At 57.3% G+C, this 16,295-nt stretch carries 18 protein-coding genes; 13 read left to right on the forward strand and 5 right to left on the reverse strand.

The window, feature by feature from the left end:
* Nucleotides 1-36: 36 nt before the first annotated feature.
* On the reverse strand, nt 37-747 hold the full coding sequence (locus C8N30_RS04015) for an SOS response-associated peptidase (protein ID WP_025063213.1): 711 nt from the start codon (nt 745-747) through the stop codon (nt 37-39).
* Nucleotides 748-884: 137 nt separating this feature from the next.
* Nucleotides 885-2,453 (reverse strand): bifunctional metallophosphatase/5'-nucleotidase, encoded by a 1,569-nt coding sequence (locus tag C8N30_RS04020; protein ID WP_025063214.1) that lies wholly within the window; start codon nt 2,451-2,453, stop codon nt 885-887.
* A 162-nt stretch (nt 2,454-2,615) separates the two neighbouring features.
* On the opposite strand from C8N30_RS04020, the gene C8N30_RS04025 reads away from it, so the two are divergent.
* The 3 genes from C8N30_RS04025 to C8N30_RS04035 are packed head-to-tail and all read left to right on the forward strand — an operon-like array spanning nt 2,616 to nt 4,434.
* Entirely contained in the window at nt 2,616-2,966 is a 351-nt protein-coding gene (locus C8N30_RS04025) for a DUF952 domain-containing protein (RefSeq protein WP_025063215.1), read from the forward strand.
* Nucleotides 2,963-3,394, forward strand: coding sequence for a DUF1330 domain-containing protein (locus C8N30_RS04030; protein ID WP_025063216.1), 432 nt, complete (start codon nt 2,963-2,965; stop codon nt 3,392-3,394). The genes C8N30_RS04025 and C8N30_RS04030 overlap by 4 nt, the downstream gene beginning before the upstream one ends.
* Nucleotides 3,391-4,434, forward strand: coding sequence for a quinone-dependent dihydroorotate dehydrogenase (locus tag C8N30_RS04035; RefSeq protein ID WP_025063217.1), 1,044 nt, complete (start codon nt 3,391-3,393; stop codon nt 4,432-4,434). Before C8N30_RS04030 ends, C8N30_RS04035 begins: the two co-directional genes overlap by 4 nt.
* 7 nt (nt 4,435-4,441) lie before the next feature.
* Here the strand turns inward: C8N30_RS04035 and C8N30_RS04040 are convergent, their stop codons facing one another.
* Genes C8N30_RS04040 through C8N30_RS04050 form a run of 3 tightly spaced genes read right to left on the reverse strand, consistent with a single transcriptional unit; the run spans nt 4,442 to nt 6,682 of the window.
* Complete coding sequence (locus C8N30_RS04040) at nt 4,442-5,758, reverse strand: MATE family efflux transporter (RefSeq protein ID WP_025063218.1); 1,317 nt, start codon at nt 5,756-5,758, stop codon at nt 4,442-4,444.
* Nucleotides 5,751-6,263, reverse strand: a complete 513-nt coding sequence (locus C8N30_RS04045) for a PaaI family thioesterase (protein WP_025063219.1) — start codon at nt 6,261-6,263, stop codon at nt 5,751-5,753. Before C8N30_RS04045 ends, C8N30_RS04040 begins: the two co-directional genes overlap by 8 nt.
* On the reverse strand, nt 6,260-6,682 hold the full coding sequence (locus C8N30_RS04050; RefSeq protein WP_025063220.1) for a PaaI family thioesterase: 423 nt from the start codon (nt 6,680-6,682) through the stop codon (nt 6,260-6,262). Before C8N30_RS04050 ends, C8N30_RS04045 begins: the two co-directional genes overlap by 4 nt.
* Before the next feature lie 133 nt (nt 6,683-6,815).
* On the opposite strand from C8N30_RS04050, the gene C8N30_RS04055 reads away from it, so the two are divergent.
* The 10 genes from C8N30_RS04055 to C8N30_RS04100 all read left to right on the forward strand — a co-directional run bounded on the left by C8N30_RS04055 (nt 6,816) and on the right by C8N30_RS04100 (nt 16,293).
* Nucleotides 6,816-7,196 carry a MerR family transcriptional regulator gene (locus tag C8N30_RS04055; protein WP_025063221.1) on the forward strand — a complete coding sequence of 127 codons (381 nt, stop codon included), beginning with the start codon at nt 6,816-6,818 and terminating at the stop codon, nt 7,194-7,196.
* Between the two features lie 266 nt (nt 7,197-7,462).
* On the forward strand, nt 7,463-7,861 hold the full coding sequence (locus tag C8N30_RS04060) for a MerR family transcriptional regulator (protein WP_025063222.1): 399 nt from the start codon (nt 7,463-7,465) through the stop codon (nt 7,859-7,861).
* 78 nt (nt 7,862-7,939) lie between these two features.
* The gene (locus tag C8N30_RS04065; RefSeq protein WP_025063223.1) at nt 7,940-9,721 is read left to right on the forward strand and encodes an acyl-CoA dehydrogenase C-terminal domain-containing protein; all 1,782 of its coding nucleotides are present in this window, start codon (nt 7,940-7,942) and stop codon (nt 9,719-9,721) included.
* 68 nt (nt 9,722-9,789) lie between these two features.
* Nucleotides 9,790-10,002 (forward strand): hypothetical protein, encoded by a 213-nt coding sequence (locus tag C8N30_RS04070; RefSeq protein ID WP_025063224.1) that lies wholly within the window; start codon nt 9,790-9,792, stop codon nt 10,000-10,002.
* Nucleotides 10,003-10,022: 20 nt separating this feature from the next.
* Nucleotides 10,023-11,180, forward strand: coding sequence for an acyl-CoA dehydrogenase family protein (locus C8N30_RS04075; protein ID WP_025063225.1), 1,158 nt, complete (start codon nt 10,023-10,025; stop codon nt 11,178-11,180).
* A gap of 165 nt (nt 11,181-11,345) precedes the next feature.
* Nucleotides 11,346-11,984 carry a glutathione S-transferase family protein gene (locus C8N30_RS04080; protein WP_025063226.1) on the forward strand — a complete coding sequence of 213 codons (639 nt, stop codon included), beginning with the start codon at nt 11,346-11,348 and terminating at the stop codon, nt 11,982-11,984.
* Between the two features lie 3 nt (nt 11,985-11,987).
* Nucleotides 11,988-12,365, forward strand: a complete 378-nt coding sequence (yidD, locus tag C8N30_RS04085; RefSeq protein WP_051567214.1) for a membrane protein insertion efficiency factor YidD — start codon at nt 11,988-11,990, stop codon at nt 12,363-12,365.
* A gap of 28 nt (nt 12,366-12,393) precedes the next feature.
* The gene (locus tag C8N30_RS04090; RefSeq protein WP_025063227.1) at nt 12,394-13,605 is read left to right on the forward strand and encodes an acetyl-CoA C-acetyltransferase; all 1,212 of its coding nucleotides are present in this window, start codon (nt 12,394-12,396) and stop codon (nt 13,603-13,605) included.
* 4 nt (nt 13,606-13,609) lie between these two features.
* Entirely contained in the window at nt 13,610-14,092 is a 483-nt protein-coding gene (locus tag C8N30_RS04095; protein ID WP_025063228.1) for a hypothetical protein, read from the forward strand.
* The gene (locus tag C8N30_RS04100) at nt 14,089-16,293 is read left to right on the forward strand and encodes a 3-hydroxyacyl-CoA dehydrogenase NAD-binding domain-containing protein (RefSeq protein ID WP_025063229.1); all 2,205 of its coding nucleotides are present in this window, start codon (nt 14,089-14,091) and stop codon (nt 16,291-16,293) included. The genes C8N30_RS04095 and C8N30_RS04100 overlap by 4 nt, the downstream gene beginning before the upstream one ends.
* Nucleotides 16,294-16,295: the final 2 nt, after the last annotated feature.

Consider the following 16,295-nt stretch of genomic DNA (forward strand, 5'->3'; position numbering starts at 1 on the left):
GACCGGCAAGTAGCGGCAATCGGCCTGTGCATCTGTCTAAGGTGCATCCGGCTCGTCAAACCGCTCCAAAAGCGGCTCGATCAACTCTGGTCCTTCGGCCCGGTTTGAATTCACTAAGCGACTTACACGATGCCACGTCAAAACATCATCTGCCGCCGCCCGCATCAGCGGTGCGGCGCCTTTACCGTTCTCGCCTAGCCACAGCGCCCAATCGCAAGGCTCGATTATGACGGGCATGCGGTGGTGGATATTCTGCATCGGGATATTGGCCCCCACAGTAAGGGCAGCAGCAGTGCGTAATTCATCGCCTCCCGCACCCTCGCCCGCAGGATCACGCCACCCTTGCCAAAGCCCGGCCAGAGCCAGTGGTGCACCATCACGGCGGGTGATGTACCATGGGTCACGCCCGCCCACGGCATCCTTTGTCCATTCAAAAAAGCCGCTGGCCACAATCAGTACACGGCGCGCGTGAACTGCCGTTCGAAAGGCGGGCTTTTCAAGCACTGTCTCGCTGCGGGCGTTGATCAACAACGGGCCGTCGGCGGGCGTTTTGTACCAGTGCGGGATCAGACCCCAGCGCATCGTCTGCATCCGGCGCGGCTGGTCCGGTCCGCCTGTGATCACTGCAATATCATCAGTCGGACAGATATTGAAATCCGGCCCTTCGGGCAGGCTGTTGGCAGGTTGCGCCTCAAATACATGTGCCATCGCCTGCGGTGGAAGGGTCAGCGCCATACGTCCGCACATTTGATTTGTCCTGTTTCACGGTAAGGGCCAATGCTCCAATCTTAGCTGCGCAGGCCCAACATCACCATGCCATACGACATAAAAAAAAGGCGCGCCCGTTGTCGGGGCGCGCCTTTGAGCGGTAGTAGTAGACAGAATTACTTGGCCGTGATGCGGCCGTCTGTGTAGGGTTTGTAGGGTGCGTTCGCGGCGAGATACTGCGCCGTTACATCGGCCAGATCGGGACCGAAATCATAGGCGTTTTCAGCCATTTTGAACATCGCGAACCCGTCTCCGCCATTGCGCACATAATCGTTGGAAACAACGCCATAGACCTTTTCGAGGTCAATAGGCGCACCGGCAATCATCACATCGGACACGCGGCTGCCGACAGCTGCGGTCACATCGAAGGCATAGCTCATGCCCGCAACCTGCAAGAATCGGCCTGCGCCCTCCTCCAGTTGGCTTACGCTGTTCTCTAGCGCTTCGACCAGTACGGCACCCGAAACCTGGAAGGTCGACAGGGTGTTCTGGAACGGCAGTACTGTCAGCACGTCGCCCATGGTGACCTGACCGCTGTTGATGGAGGCACGGATGCCACCACTGTTCTGGATCGCCACGTCGATACCCTGATCGGCAACACGCGCCAGCATCGCATCGGCAATCAGGTTCCCCATCGAGCATTCCTGCGAGCGGCACACGGCACGGTCCCCGCCAATCACCTCTGCCGTATCGGCAACAACCTTGTTGCGAATCTCGTCCAGCGGCTTTGCCATCTCGGCGATGCGCGCGACCGTGTCATCGTCTTCCACAACAGATGCGTCGATAAGCACTGGCTCACCCGTGGCTTCGGTAAGGTTGCCCTCGTCGTCAAAGGTGACGTTCAGCTCCCCCAGATATTTGCCGTATGCGTAGGCCTGAACGATTGCTGTTGTGCCAACCATCGTTGGATACGGGCCTTCCGCGTTTTCGTCGGTATTACTCAGGAATGTGTTGGAGTGGCCGCCCACGATCACATCCACACCTGTCGTTTCCGCTGCAACCTTTTGGTCTATGGCATAGCTTGAATGGCTCAGAACAATAATCTTGTTCACGCCCTCAGCGGTCATCTTGTCGACCTCGCCCTGCACGGCCGCAACCGGGTCGGAGAACGTGACATTGTCACCGGGGCTGGCCAGCTCGTGGGTATCTTCCGGCGTCAGACCGATAAGGCCGATTTTCTCTCCACCACGCTCGATCACGATCGATTTGGCAAGACGGTTGGCCAGCAGCGGCTCTGCGCTGACATCCGCATTCGACATCAGGATCGGGAAACTTGCCGCTGTCAGGAAAGAGGCAAGCACTTCTGGACCATCGTCAAATTCATGATTGCCTACAGTCATCCCGTCATAGCCGAGCTTGTTCATCATCTCCGCAGCCATCTGGCCCTTGTAATATGAATAGAACAGCGTGCCCTGAAACTGGTCACCACCATCTACAAGAATGGAGTTGTTACTGCGCGCACGGGCGTCCTTGATCGCCGTGACCAGACGGGCAGTCCCGCCAAAACATTCGCCAGCCGTGTTATCCTCGGCACCGCACGGTCCGTCATACTTGCTGATCGGCTCGAAGCGCGCATGGAAGTCATTCGTGTGAAGAATGGTCAGCGAATATTCTGCACTCGCCATGCCCGCTGTCAGACCCGTGCTCAGGCCAAGTGCAGCAGCATTCATAAGGAATCGTTTCATGTTGTTCTCCGGTTGGAAATATCTGCCCGCATCGTGGCGCGCAGTACCTTGCCTGTCAAAGAGGATATGCGAGGGGATGCTACGTCACTTACCGCTTTGACTGGTATTCGGGCACTGCTTGGGGCCTTGACCGCCGTCCTTCACATCGGCATCACACACACTATGCTTATATTCAAAATACTCCGCACCGACGAATGGAACACCCTGCGCAAGGAGGGCGAGACAACCGGCGCGCCCATCGACGTAGCAGATGGCTATATCCATATATCCACTGCCCAACAGGTCAGCGAAACCGTGGCAAAGCATTTCGCAGGCGAGGACGGTCTTTTTCTTGTCGCCCTCGAGACTGACGCGCTGGGTCAGGCGCTCGAATGGGAAGTGTCGCGCGGCGATGCGCTGTTTCCCCACCTCTACCGCAAGCTGACGATGCCCGATGTGGTCTGGGCCCAGCCTCTGCCCCTGGTGGACGGCGTACACCAGTTTCCCGCAGGTCTGGCAGAGGCTTCGGAATGACAGACTATCCCGATACCTCGCGCGCTCAGTTCGAGGTGTTCAAGTCATTGCCCCGCGACACACCGGTAAATATGCTAAATCTGGTGCAGTTTCACAGTACGGCCAAATATCCTGCCGGGCATGAGTTGGCCGCAAAAGCGCTGACAGGCGCGCAGGCCTATGCAAATTACGGCGCGGCAAGTGGCCCTATACTGGCCCGTGTGGGCGGTACAGTGATCTGGCGCGGCGGTTTCGAGATGACACTGATCGGCGCGCCTGACGAGGCTTGGGATGCCATGTTCATTGTTCACTTTCCGGCCGCATCCGCCTTCCTCGCGATGGTCACTGACCCGCAATACCAACTTGCCGTTGTGCACCGTCAGGCGGCGGTCAAAACATCGCGCCTTATCCGCACGACGCCCCAACCTGCATCGGATATCTTCGGATGAATGCCCTGATCGAAGCGATGGGTCTGAGCGTGCTGCGCCAATTTGACCCCGAAGCAGCACACGGTCTTGCCATTCGCGCCCTGCGCGCCGGTTTGACGCCAAAGCCTGGACCGGTGCGCAGCGACCGCCTTGCCATGACGCTGGCAGGAATGACGTTGCCTAATCCAGTGGGACTGGCGGCAGGGTTTGACAAAAACGCCACCGCGATTGCGCCACTAAGTGCTGCAGGCTTCGGGTTTATCGAAGTGGGCGCCGCCACGCCTCTGCCACAGTCGGGAAATGACAAGCCGCGCCTGTTCCGCCTGACCGAGGACCGCGCCGCGATTAACCGGTTCGGCTTTAACAATGACGGGATGGACGCGATTTGTGCGCGGATCAAAGCAGCCAAACGCACGATCCCTGTGGGTCTCAACCTCGGAGCCAACAAAACCAGCACCGACCGCGCCGCCGATTTCGCTCGCGTGATGGAGGCGGCACGCGATCACGTTGATTTCGCCACCGTCAATGTCTCGTCGCCCAACACCGAGAAACTGCGTGACCTACAAGGTAAGGCGGCCCTTGCAGGCTTGCTCGAGGGGGTGATGGCCGTTCGTGGAAACAAGCCCGTCATGCTCAAAATCGCACCTGACCTAACCGAAAGCGAAATTGAAGATGTGGCGCAGGTGGCGCAGGATGCAGGCGTTGCCGCGATTATTGCCACCAATACAACGCTATCGCGCGAGGGGCTGAAATCAGCGCATAAAGTCGAGACAGGGGGCCTGTCGGGCGCGCCCTTGTTCGAGAAATCGACGCGCGTGCTGGCGCGCCTGTCCACACTGACCGATGTACCCCTGATCGGAGTCGGCGGCATAAGCAATGCCGATCAGGCCTATGCCAAGATCTGCGCGGGCGCTTGTGCTGTCCAGCTTTATACAGCGCTGGTATACGGCGGTCTTTCTATGGTCGGCACCATTGCGCGGGGCATAGATGCCAATCTTAAACGTGACGGATTTGCAAACGTGGCCGAGGCAGTTGGCAGCAAACGCAGCGACTGGTTTTGACCCACAGCTAGTCCGCTGCTGCCCGCTCGAGTGCGGGGTAGCGCCACCCGAGGGAAATCCCCCGCGCTACAAACGATATGAGCATCGAAAGCCAAAGACCGTGGTTCCCGATCAGCGGCACCAGAGCCAATACGCAAACGGTATAAACGCCAAACGATAACGCCATCATATTGCGCATGTCGCGACTGCGCGTCGCCCCTACAAATATTCCGTCAAGAATAAAGGCCGCACAACCGATCAGCGGCAGGCCCACCAGATAGGGCAGATAGATCCGCGCCTGTTCGCGTACGCCCTCTGCTGTAGTCATCGTGTCCACGATCCAGCCCCCGAACAGCGCAAACCCCAGCGCCATCAATGCCGCCGCAGTCATTCCCCACCCTGCCGCAAGCAGGGCCGCCCGCCGCAGGCGCACAGGGTCCCGCGCCCCGAACGCCCTTCCCACCAGTGCCTCGGCGGAGAATGCAAAACCGTCGAGGGCGTAACTTGCGATCATCAGAAATTGGAGCAGCACCTGATTGGCCGCCAGCGTAACATCGCCCTGCCCCGCTCCCATGAACATAAAGCTCACGAATATCGCCTCCAGCAACAGCGAGCGGATAAGGATATCAGTATTGACCCCCATCATTCGGGTCCAGCGTGGCCCGTCAAATACCACCGCCCATGCGCGCCATGCGACGCCTGCGAATACACCGCGGCAAAACCACAGACCCAGAGCCAGACCACTCCACTCTGCAATGGCTGTGGCGAAGGCCACGCCCTGCACGCCCCAGCCCAGCCCCATCACAAACCAGATGTCGAGAACGATATTGAGACCATTCATCCACAGTTGAAGGGCCAGCACCGCCCGCGTCCGTTCCTGCGCGATCAACCAGCCTGTTATACCGTAAAGTGCGATTGCCGCAGGGGCGGACCAGACCCGCACAGCCATATAGGCCCGCGCCAGCCCCTCAACCTCGGCACTGGCGGGGGAAAGCCGGAAAGAAGCCCAGAATATCGCGCCCTGAAACGCGATAATCACGACACCCGCACCTAGTCCGATCATCAGCGCACGGGTCAGCAGGGCCGCCACTTCGCCTGCATCACCCTGCCCTTCGGCCTGCGCAGTCAGGCCAACTGTGCCCATACGCAAAAATCCGAACACCCAGTAGACCGCCGAGAGAATGATCGCACCGATCCCAACCGCCCCAATCGGCGCTGCCAGTCCCATTTGCCCGACAACGCCTGTATCCACAGCACCGAGTATCGGCACGGTCGCATTGGACAGCACAATTGGCAGCGCCAAATGCAGCACACGTTTATGCGTAAGTTGCGCGCTCTCAGTCACGCGGTGCAGGCATCACGAAATGCCCCATCGCCTGTGCATATAGCTTTTCGCGGTTGTCCTGCCATGCCCCCACCTGCACAGAAGCATAGCGCCGCCCTGCCCGCGTGATGCGCGCGCGCGCATAGGCGTCGCGCGGCAGGCCCGTACGCAGATAATCAACGGTGAAATCCACAGTCTTGGGCAGTCGTGGCAAATCCTGCGGTGCCACCCCTTCAAGGCTCAGTTTACCCGCCTCCAGATCATCCCAAAGATAGGTCCAGTTCAGGGTCATCACTGCCGTAATCTCCAGAAACGCAGCCGTGGCACCACCGTGCAGCGCGGGCAACAGCGGGTTGCCGATCAGATCGTGCTTGAACGGCATGATCGCGGTCAACTCGTCGCCGCGTCGCTCGAACTCAATCCCGAGAAAGCGGATGTAGGGTACAGCACCGGCGAGCGCATGTAATGCGGCATCGCGGCGTTGCTTAATAACCTGAACAGGTTCGGGACGCTTGCGAATGGTCATTTTCGGGCCTCCACAGTGAACGCACCTGTCGCTGTCGCGACGGGGTTTTCCGAATCCGCATCCAGTGCAACAGCACGCACAAATGCAACCGAACGGGTAATGTGATAGCAGGTCGCAACGGCGGTAATCGTCTGTCCCGGCGTGGCAGCGCGCATATAATCAATGCGCAAATCAATCGTCGCTGTGCCGCCGGCATTTCGGGGATGGCACATCACTGCCGCTCCGCAACAGGTGTCCATCAATGCGGACACCGCCCCACCGTGAATGACGCCGGTAACAGGATCACCAATGAGCTCTTCTTTATAAGGCATGCAGATCGTAGCAACACCTTCCCCCATTTCCTTGGGCTCCATCCCCAGCATGACGGAATGTGGCAAAGCCTGTATAAACTGGCGTGCAAGCAATGTCTTATCGACCATGAGCCCTCCTTGCAGGGACGTTTGGCACCCCGCGACTTGTCCCCTTACAGCCCAAGGCCGGACAAAGGGCAATAGGAACCGTTGCACATCGGAGCGCAGGCTTTTAGCCTGTAGTCCGGAGGAGCACCCTGACATGCGCGACGAAACCCGCCTGACCTTCAAAGAAATGTGCGCCAAGTTCGACGTAACGCCGCGTACGCTGCGCTATTACGAGTACATCGAGCTTTTGTCGCCCGATCGTGAAGGACGTACACGTTTCTATGGTGCCCGCGAGCGGGCACGCATGGAGCTGATTCTACGCGGCCGCAGTTTCGGCTTTGCACTAGAGGATATCCGCCAATGGCTGCTGATCTACGAAAAAGACGGTACAAAAGCACAGATGCGTGCATGGGTGGAAATGGCCAACGGACAGCTGGAAGAATTGGCCCAGCAGCTTAGCCAACTCGAACAGGCACATTCCGAGCTGACGCGCCTGCGTGACGAGACGCTGGAGGCGTTGGGCGAGAAGGCCTGACAGCGATTTCAGCACGCCATTCCTGCTTTCCTAATTCCCGCATACCGATAGCGCACCCCGCCAGACAATGCTGGCCATCACTCCTGTACGGCGCCATTACATATTGCTTCCGCTTAACTTCGCTGGCCCGGCAGGAATTGACGTTAAGTCATCCTAGGTAAGCCTAGTAAGTGACGTAACGTATAACTACGTAACCCATCACGAAGATTGTATACCGCTGCCAACGCGGCATGCCGATGCAGTCGAAGCAGAATTGCGAGATGGATATGACCACCGATACCTTAACGATCAGAGAGATGTGCGACGCCTTCGACGTAACACCGCGTACCTTGCGGTTCTACGAGGCAAAGGAGTTGCTTTTCCCCGAAAGGGTCGGCCAGAAGCGCCTCTTTACCAAGCGTGACCGCGCGCGCCTCAAGCTTATCCTGCGCGGCAAACGCTTCGGCTTCTCGCTTGAGGACATCCGCCAGTTGCTTGACCTTTACTATAAAGGTGATGGCCAGCTGAGCCAGCTCGAGCAGACCTACGAGCTTGCAGGTCAGCGCCTCGCAGACCTCGAAAAACAGCGCACGGACCTTGATGAAGCGATTACCGATCTGCGCGATCAGTTGAAATGGGTCGAAAAAGTTATCTCGGCGCAGCGCGCAACACGTCAAGCGAGCTGAGCCCCTCACATTGAGCAGGCGTGTAAAGCAAAGCGCGTCTTTCTATCAGAAATTTCATTTGTTTCAGGGAGAAACCAGATGCCCACATACACAGCCCCGACCAAAGACATGCAATTTATCCTGCACGACGTTCTGAAAATCTCGCAGGCAAAAACACCCGGCTACGCAGACCTCGAGCCCGACTTTACCGGCGCCATACTCGAAGAAGCGAGCAAGCTGACCTCGGAAGTCCTGGCACCACTGAACGCCTCCGGTGATAAAGAAGGATGCCGCTTGGAGAACGGTGTCGTCTATACCCCAAAAGGCTTCAAAGAAGCCTTCGAAAAGGTCAAAGAAGGCGGCTGGCCCGGTTTGGATATGCCAGAGCAGTACGGTGGCCAGAACATGCCCGCCGTCATCGGCTCGGCTGTAGGCGAGATGTTCAGCTCCGCCAATATGGCCTTCACAATGTATCAGGGTCTGACCCACGGCGCCGCCTCAGCGATCCTCGCCCACGGCACAGATGCACAAAAAGATTTGTTCCTGCCCAAAATGGTCAGCTGCGAATGGACCGGCACAATGAACCTGACGGAACCACACTGTGGCACCGATCTGGGACTGATGCGCACCAAAGCAGCCCCACAGGCCGACGGATCATATAAAATCACCGGCCAGAAGATATTTATCTCGTCGGGCGAGCATGACATGGCCGACAACATTATCCATCTGGTGCTGGCAAAAATCGAAGGCGGGCCCGAAGGCATCAAAGGTGTATCGTTGTTTATTGTTCCAAAAGTGAACGTGAACGAAGATGGTACTCTGGGCGCGCGCAATGGCGCATCGGTTGGATCCATCGAGGACAAGATGGGCATTCATGGCAACTCCACCTGCGTAATGAACTATGACGAGGCGACAGGATACCTGCTTGGCGAAGAGCACAAGGGCATGCGCGCCATGTTCACCATGATGAACGAGGCCCGTCTTGGTGTCGGCATGCAGGGCGTGGCACAGGCTCAGGTCGCCTACGAGAATGCATTAGCTTATGCGCATGACCGCCTTCAGGGCCGTGCCGTTACAGGGGTTGAGGCACCAGATAAGCCTGCCGATCCGCTGATCGTTCACCCCGACATCCGCCGCTCGCTGATGGATCAAAAAAGCTTTACCGAAGCCGCCCGTGCCTTCATCCTTTGGGGTGCCACAATGATCGACGCGGCCCACCGCTCCGAAGACAAGGACGCGGATGGTCTCGTGTCCCTGCTCACCCCGGTGATCAAAGGGTTCCTGACGGACGTAGGCTATGACATGACCGTCAAGGCCCAGCAGGTATACGGCGGTCACGGCTACATTGAGGAATGGGGCATGTCCCAGTTCACCCGAGATGCCCGTATCGCCATGATCTATGAAGGTGCAAATGGCGTTCAGGCCCTTGATCTGGTTGGTCGCAAACTGGCACAGGACGGCGGCAAACACGTCATGGCCTTCTTTGATCTGGTCAAGTCCTTCTGCAAAGACAACGCAGGTCAGGACGCGGCGTTTGACAAGGACTTCATCGAGCCGCTGAAAGCTGCATCAAAGGATCTGCAAGCCGCAGGTATGTTCTTCATGCAAAACGGCATGAAGAATCCGAACCACGCACTCGCAGGGTCCAACGATTTCATGCATATGTTTGGCCATGTCTGCCTTGGTCTGATGTGGGGCATGATGGGCAAGGCGGCGAATGACGCGCTGGCGGCGGGCACCACCGATGCCACATTCTATGAGACAAAGCTGGCAACCGGTCGCTACTATATGGCACGCCAACTGCCTGCTACGGCCCTGCATCTGACGCGCATCCAATCGGGTGCCGACACAGTTATGGCCTTGGACGCGGCAAACTTCTAAGCTGGCCAAAATTTCTTGAAAAGGTCGGCGGGGGGCTTTCCTCCCGCTTGCCACAACCGGAGAGACATGTGCCGAAACGCTTTCGACTGACCCGCCGCTTTCCCGTCGCCATGACGGAAGACGGTTATCGCCGCCTCAAGAAGTTCAGTGCGGAGGCAGGATTGGACGAAGGCGAAGCGTTATCGTTCCTCTTTGAAAATTTCTCCTCGGTAATGAATGAGGAAAACCTGACGGCGCGCCTGCGGCTGTTCAATTCGGAAATCGACGATCGCAAGCGATGAAGTAACCTTGGGAGGGGTACATGAGGGATTTTGCACCGACAACATCCAGCTGGATGACCGACGAGCACAGAATGCTTGCCGAGATGACCGCCGGTTTCATCAATACTGAATGGGCTCCCCGTTTCACCAAATGGCGAGAGCAGTCGGAGATGGACCGCTCCACATGGAACGAGGCCGCCGCACTGGGTCTGCTGTGTCCCTCAATCCCCGAAGAATACGGTGGCGCAGGCGGTGACTTCGGGCACGAAGCCGCCATTCTGATCGAAGCCGCCCGCGCCAATCTGGCCAGCTGGGGCGCAGGAATCCATTCTGGCATCGTGGCACATTATATACTGGCCTACGGCACCGAAGAACAAAAGCACCGCTGGCTGCCCAAGATGATATCGGGCGAGATGGTAGGGGCGCTGGCCATGACCGAGCCTTCTACCGGATCAGACGTGCAGGCGATCAAGACAAAAGCGATCAAAGACGGCAATGCCTACCGGCTGTCGGGGCAAAAGACCTTCATCACCAATGGCCAGCACGCCGGTCTGATCATCGTCGCGGCAAAAACCGATCCGTCACTCGGCTCTAAGGGCGTGAGCCTTGTGGTGGTTGAGACCGAAGGCGCTAATGGCTTCGAGCGTGGGCGCAACCTCGCCAAAATCGGTAAGCACGCTTCTGACACCTCAGAGCTCTTTTTTGACAACGTCGAAATTCCGCCCGAAAATATACTGGGTGGCGAGGAGGGCAAAGGCTTCTACCAGATGATGAAACAGCTGCCCCAAGAGCGGCTGATCATAGCCTGTGAGGCAGTCGGCGCGATGGAGGGCGCGGTAGCCCGCACCATCGAGTATTGCCAGACGCGCGAGGCCTTCGGCGGTCCGCTTACCCAGTTTCAGAATACCCGCTTCAAACTTGCTGAATGCAAAACCAAAACTACGGTGGCTCGCGCATTCCTTGATCAGTGCATCACCGAGCATTTGCGTGGCGAGCTGACAGTAGACCGCGCAGCAATGGCGAAATACTGGCTCACCGACACGCAGGGAGAAGTACTTGATGAGTGCCTGCAACTGCATGGGGGCTACGGATTTATGCAAGAATATGCGATTGGCGAGATGTGGACCGATGCCCGCGTACAGCGCATTTACGGTGGCACCAACGAGATCATGAAGGAGCTGATTTCCCGAAATCTCTAGCAACTGGCCGACACTACAATTCGCAATTTTGAGTTTACTGGGAAAAATGATAAAATGTGAGAACCTTGAAGCAGCCAGATTCAAAGAACGCCAGCGTTCTTCAATTCTCCCTCTGAACTCAAGCGGACTTTCCCGCTGCCGACATTAAAAACAGGAAGCATACTAATGACCATTAAACTCTACTGCTTTGGCGAAAGCGGCAATGCATACAAAGCGGCGCTTGCGCTTGAACTGTCGGGGCTCGCTTGGGAGCCGGTCAAGGTCGATTTCTTTGGTGGGCAGACGAGGACACCCGACTACCGTACGCAGATAAATAACCTTGGCGAAGTGCCTGTGATGGTGGACGGCGATGTAAGGCTGACGCAATCGGGTGTCATTCAGGATTACATCTCGGAGAAGTCCGGCAAATTCGGCGGCAAGGATGCGCAAGAGCGACGGGAGGTTCTGCGTTGGGTGCTGTGGGACAACCACAAGTTAAGCTCAATGGCGGGCATGACACGCTTCTTGATGAATTTCCTGCCGGCCGACAAACAGCCAAAGGAAGTAATTGCCTTTAATCAGAGCCGTCTCACGGCGGCTTATGAATTGCTCAATAGCCATCTTGAGGGGCGCAAGTGGATCGTGGGGGACACGCTCACCAACGCCGACCTGAGCTGCTGTGGTTATCTCTATTATCCCGAGCCATTTGGTTTTGACCGTAGCGCCTACCCCAATATCGATGCGTGGCTGAATCGCATCTCGAACACGGCGGGATGGAAAGCACCGTATGACCTCATGCCCGGCTCCCCTGCGGACCGCACATAATCCATGCTAAGCCAACCTGCTCTCACGGCCATCGGCGCCTACCAGCGGTATCTCTCACCGCGAAAAGGCTATGGCTGCGCCTACAGGCTGGCCAATGATAGCGCGGGATGTTCAGGTTTTGCCAATCAGGCAATTACAGATTTTGGCATTCTGAGTTCGGTCCCCCCTATCTTGAAGCGCTTTGCCGATTGCGAGCAGGCAGCCATGGCGCTTCAGAACCGCTCCGAAGACGAGGGACCGTCTAACAACAAGAAAAAATCCCGCTGGCACGATCATGGCGACTATTGCGGCAGTTGCTACTGCCAGCGCGCCAAATCCTTCAGCGCGGAAACATCACCGGATTGCTCACCTGATTGCAGACCTGACTGCTGCAGCCTGTGACCAAAGACATAACAAAAGGACATCTATTATGACCGAAGCCTATATTTATGACGCCCTGCGCACCCCGCGCGGCAAAGGCCGCGCCGACGGTGCACTGCACGAGTTGACCTCACTGCGTCTGTCGGCCCTCACCCTCAATGCCCTCAAGGAGCGTAACAACCTCGAAGGCCACGCCGTAGAGGACGTAATCTGGGGCAATGTTACCCAAGTGATGGAGCAAGGTGGCTGCCTTGCGCGCTCTGCCGTACTTGCCTCCGATCTTGATGAGCGTATCCCAGGCCTCGCGATCAACCGCTTCTGTGCGAGCGGCATGGAAGCCGTGAACCTTGCGGCCAATCAGGTCCGTGGTGGCGCGGGTATGGCCTATATCGCCGGCGGGGTCGAAATGATGGGCCGCGTGCCGATGGGCAGTGACGGCGCGGCTATTGCCGCCGATCCCAGCATCGCAATGGACCAGTATTTTGTACCGCAGGGCATTTCCGCCGATATCATCGCGACCGAATACGGTTTTACCCGCGATGATGCCGACGCGCTTGCCATCGCCTCGCAGCAGCGTGCTAAAAAAGCATGGGACGAAGGACGTTTCGACAAATCAGTCATCACAATCCGCGACCAGAACGGCCTCGAAATCCTAAGCCGTGACGAGTACATGCGCCCACAGACAGACATGCAAAGCCTCGGCGCGCTCACTCCTGCGTTCCAAGCCATGGGTGAAGTCATGCCCGGCTTCGACAAGGTTGCATTGCTCAAGTACCCGCACCTGGAAAAAATCAACCATATCCACCACGCGGGCAACTCATCCGGTATCGTTGACGGCGCCGCCGCGATCCTGATCGGTAACAAAGAATTCGGCGAGAAATATGGCCTCAAGCCACGTGCGCGCATTCGTGCGACTGCAAAAATCGGCACCGATCCGACAATCATGCTGACTGGACCCGTGCCGGTAACAGAAAAAATCCTTGCTGATAACGGGATGAACATCAAAGACATCGACATGTTCGAGGTCAATGAAGCGTTTGCTTCAGTTGTCCTGCGCTTTATGCAGGCGTTTGATGTGGACCATGACAAGGTCAACGTAAACGGCGGCTCGATTGCGATGGGTCACCCGCTGGGGGCAACCGGCGCGATGATTATCGGCACGCTTCTGGACGAACTGGAGCGCGCGGACAAAGAAGTTGGACTTGCCACTCTTTGTATTGCGTCAGGCATGGGTGCCGCGACTATCATCGAGCGGGTGTAGCAAAGTGGGTGGGGAAGAGAGAGAAGACGCGCAGGAGATATGCGAACGCATTCTCAAAGTCACCGGTGAAGCTATGCTGGCCAATGATTTTGACACGTTCGCTGCGTACTTCGAAATTCCCCACTTCATCTCCACGTCGGACAACAAGGCCTCAATCGAGACAATCGAAGAGTTTCGAGACCTTTTTGACCGCACCCATGAGGATTTCCGGGTCAAGCGGATAACGGATCTGATCCGGATTTGTGACGTCAGCGAATATCGCAGTCCGACGCAAATAGGCTCAACGCACACAACTCATATGATGTGCGGTGCACAGCGGGTTCATGGGCCGTTCCCGTGCTTCTCGACATTAGAACATATTAACGGCGAGTGGAAAATCACCTCAAGCCAATACGCCGTAGACAAAAAACTGGGGGTTGGTGCCGCGCTAAATGCGCAAAGCGCCATCACACAGGAAAAACAGACAAAAGTCAGGAACGAAGAATGACCGATTTTACCATGAATACAGATGCCGACGGCATTGCCACGATTACGTGGGATGTTGCGGATAAATCCATGAACGTGATGTCCGTTGAGGGGCTAGAACAGCTCGACGCGCTGACCGATGCGGCACTCGCCGATGATGCGGTGAAAGGCATTATCATCACATCCGGTAAGGCTGGCTCGTTTGCCGGTGGTATGGATCTCAACCTGCTGGCAAAGATGAAAGCAGATGCAGGCGACGATCCTGCCAAAGGTCTGTTTGAGGGAACGATGCGTATGCACGCCCTTCTGCGCAAGATCGAGCGCGCAGGCATGGCCCCCAAAACCAACAAAGGCGGCAAGCCTATCGCGGCGGTCCTGCCCGGCACCGCCGCTGGCATCGGGCTTGAGCTTCCCCTCGCCACTCACCGCATTTTCGCCGCTAACAATCCTAAGGCCCGCATAGGTCTGCCTGAAATTCAGGTTGGTATCTTTCCGGGTGCTGGCGGCACTACCCGTCTGGTGCGGATGCTGGGTGCGATGGCTGCCTCTCCTCTGTTGCTGGAGGGTAAAATGCTGGCCCCTGCAGATGCCAAAAAAGCCGGTATTATACACGAGGTCAGCGACGACCCGATGGCCGATGCGCGCGCATGGGTCCTCTCCGCGACAGACGCCGATATTCTCAAGCCTTGGGATGCAAAGGGCTACAAAATGCCCGGCGGCGCGCCCTACCACCCCGCGGGTTTCATGACCTTTGTCGGGGCCTCTGCCATGGTCAACGGCAAGACAAAAGGCGTCTTCCCCGCTGCAAAAGCGCTGCTGAGTGCAGTCTATGAAGGCGCGCTTGTCCCCTTCGATGTGGCCCTAAAGATCGAGGCCCGCTGGTTCACCTCTGTGCTAATGAACCCGACCTCATCTGCAATGATCCGCTCGCTTTTCCTCAACAAAGAAGCTTTGGAAAAAGGCGCTGTACGCCCCGAAGGCATTCCTGACCAGCGCGTCAAAAAGCTGGGCGTTCTGGGCGCTGGTATGATGGGCGCGGGCATCGCCCTCGTCTCCGCACAGGCGGGCATCGAAGTTGTTCTGATCGACCGCGATCAGGCAGCGGCCGACAAAGGCAAAGCCTACTCCGAGAGCTATATGGACAAAGGTATCGCTCGCAAAAAAGCCACTGTAGAGAAAAAGGAGGCACTGCTCTCGCTCATCACTGCCACCTCCGATCTCGACGCTCTCAAGGGCTGCGATCTGATCATCGAGGCGGTTTTCGAGGACCCGAAGGTGAAGGCCGAGATGACTAAAAAGGTCGAGGCGGTAATTCCCGAGGACTGTATCTACGCCTCTAACACCTCCACCCTGCCAATCACCGATCTAGCCAAAGCCTCCAGCCGCCAAGAACAGTTCATCGGTATTCACTTTTTCAGCCCCGTTGAGCGGATGCTGTTGGTAGAGATCATCAAAGGCGCCGAGACCGGTGACCGTGCTGTGGCAAAGGCGCTCGATTATGTGCGCCAGATCCGCAAAACGCCGATCGTCGTCAACGACGCGCGCTTTTTCTACGCCAACCGCTGCATCATCCCCTATGGCGGCGAAGCAAACCGCATGATTACCGAAGGCATCGCCCCTTGGTATATCGATCAGGCTGCACAAATGCTTGGCTTCCCTGTCGGTCCGGTACAATTGGGCGACGAGACCTCCGTGGACCTCGCCACCAAGATCATGCGCGCCACCAAGGCCGCGATGGGCAATGCCTATCCTGCGTCCGAGGCGGATGAGCTGATTGTCTGGCTCGAAGAAAAAGGCCGCCTGGGCCGCAAGACCAAAGCGGGCTATTTCGACTATGACGAAAAAGGCAAGCGCCTTGGATACTGGAAAGGCATGCAGGACAAATACCCGCTGGCAGAAGTCCAGCCCCCCTTGCAGGACGTCCAAGACCGCCTGATGTTCGTACAGGTCCTTGAGGCCGTGCGTGCGCTGGGAGAAGGCGTCCTCATGGACATCCGCGAGGGCGACGTAGGTGCGATCCTCGGCTGGGGCTTTGCGCCATGGTCCGGTGGTCCGTTCTCCTGGTTGGATATGATCGGCACACCCTACGCAGCCGAGCGTTGTGACCAGCTTGAGGCGCAATTCGGAGAGCGGTTCAAATGCCCCGACTTGCTGCGTGAAATGGCCGACAAGAACCAAAGCTTTTATGGTCGTTTTGGACCAGAGGCCAAAAAAGCAGCCTGATC

Source organism: Sulfitobacter guttiformis, assembly GCF_003610455.1.
GTDB classification, from domain to species: domain Bacteria; phylum Pseudomonadota; class Alphaproteobacteria; order Rhodobacterales; family Rhodobacteraceae; genus Sulfitobacter; species Sulfitobacter guttiformis.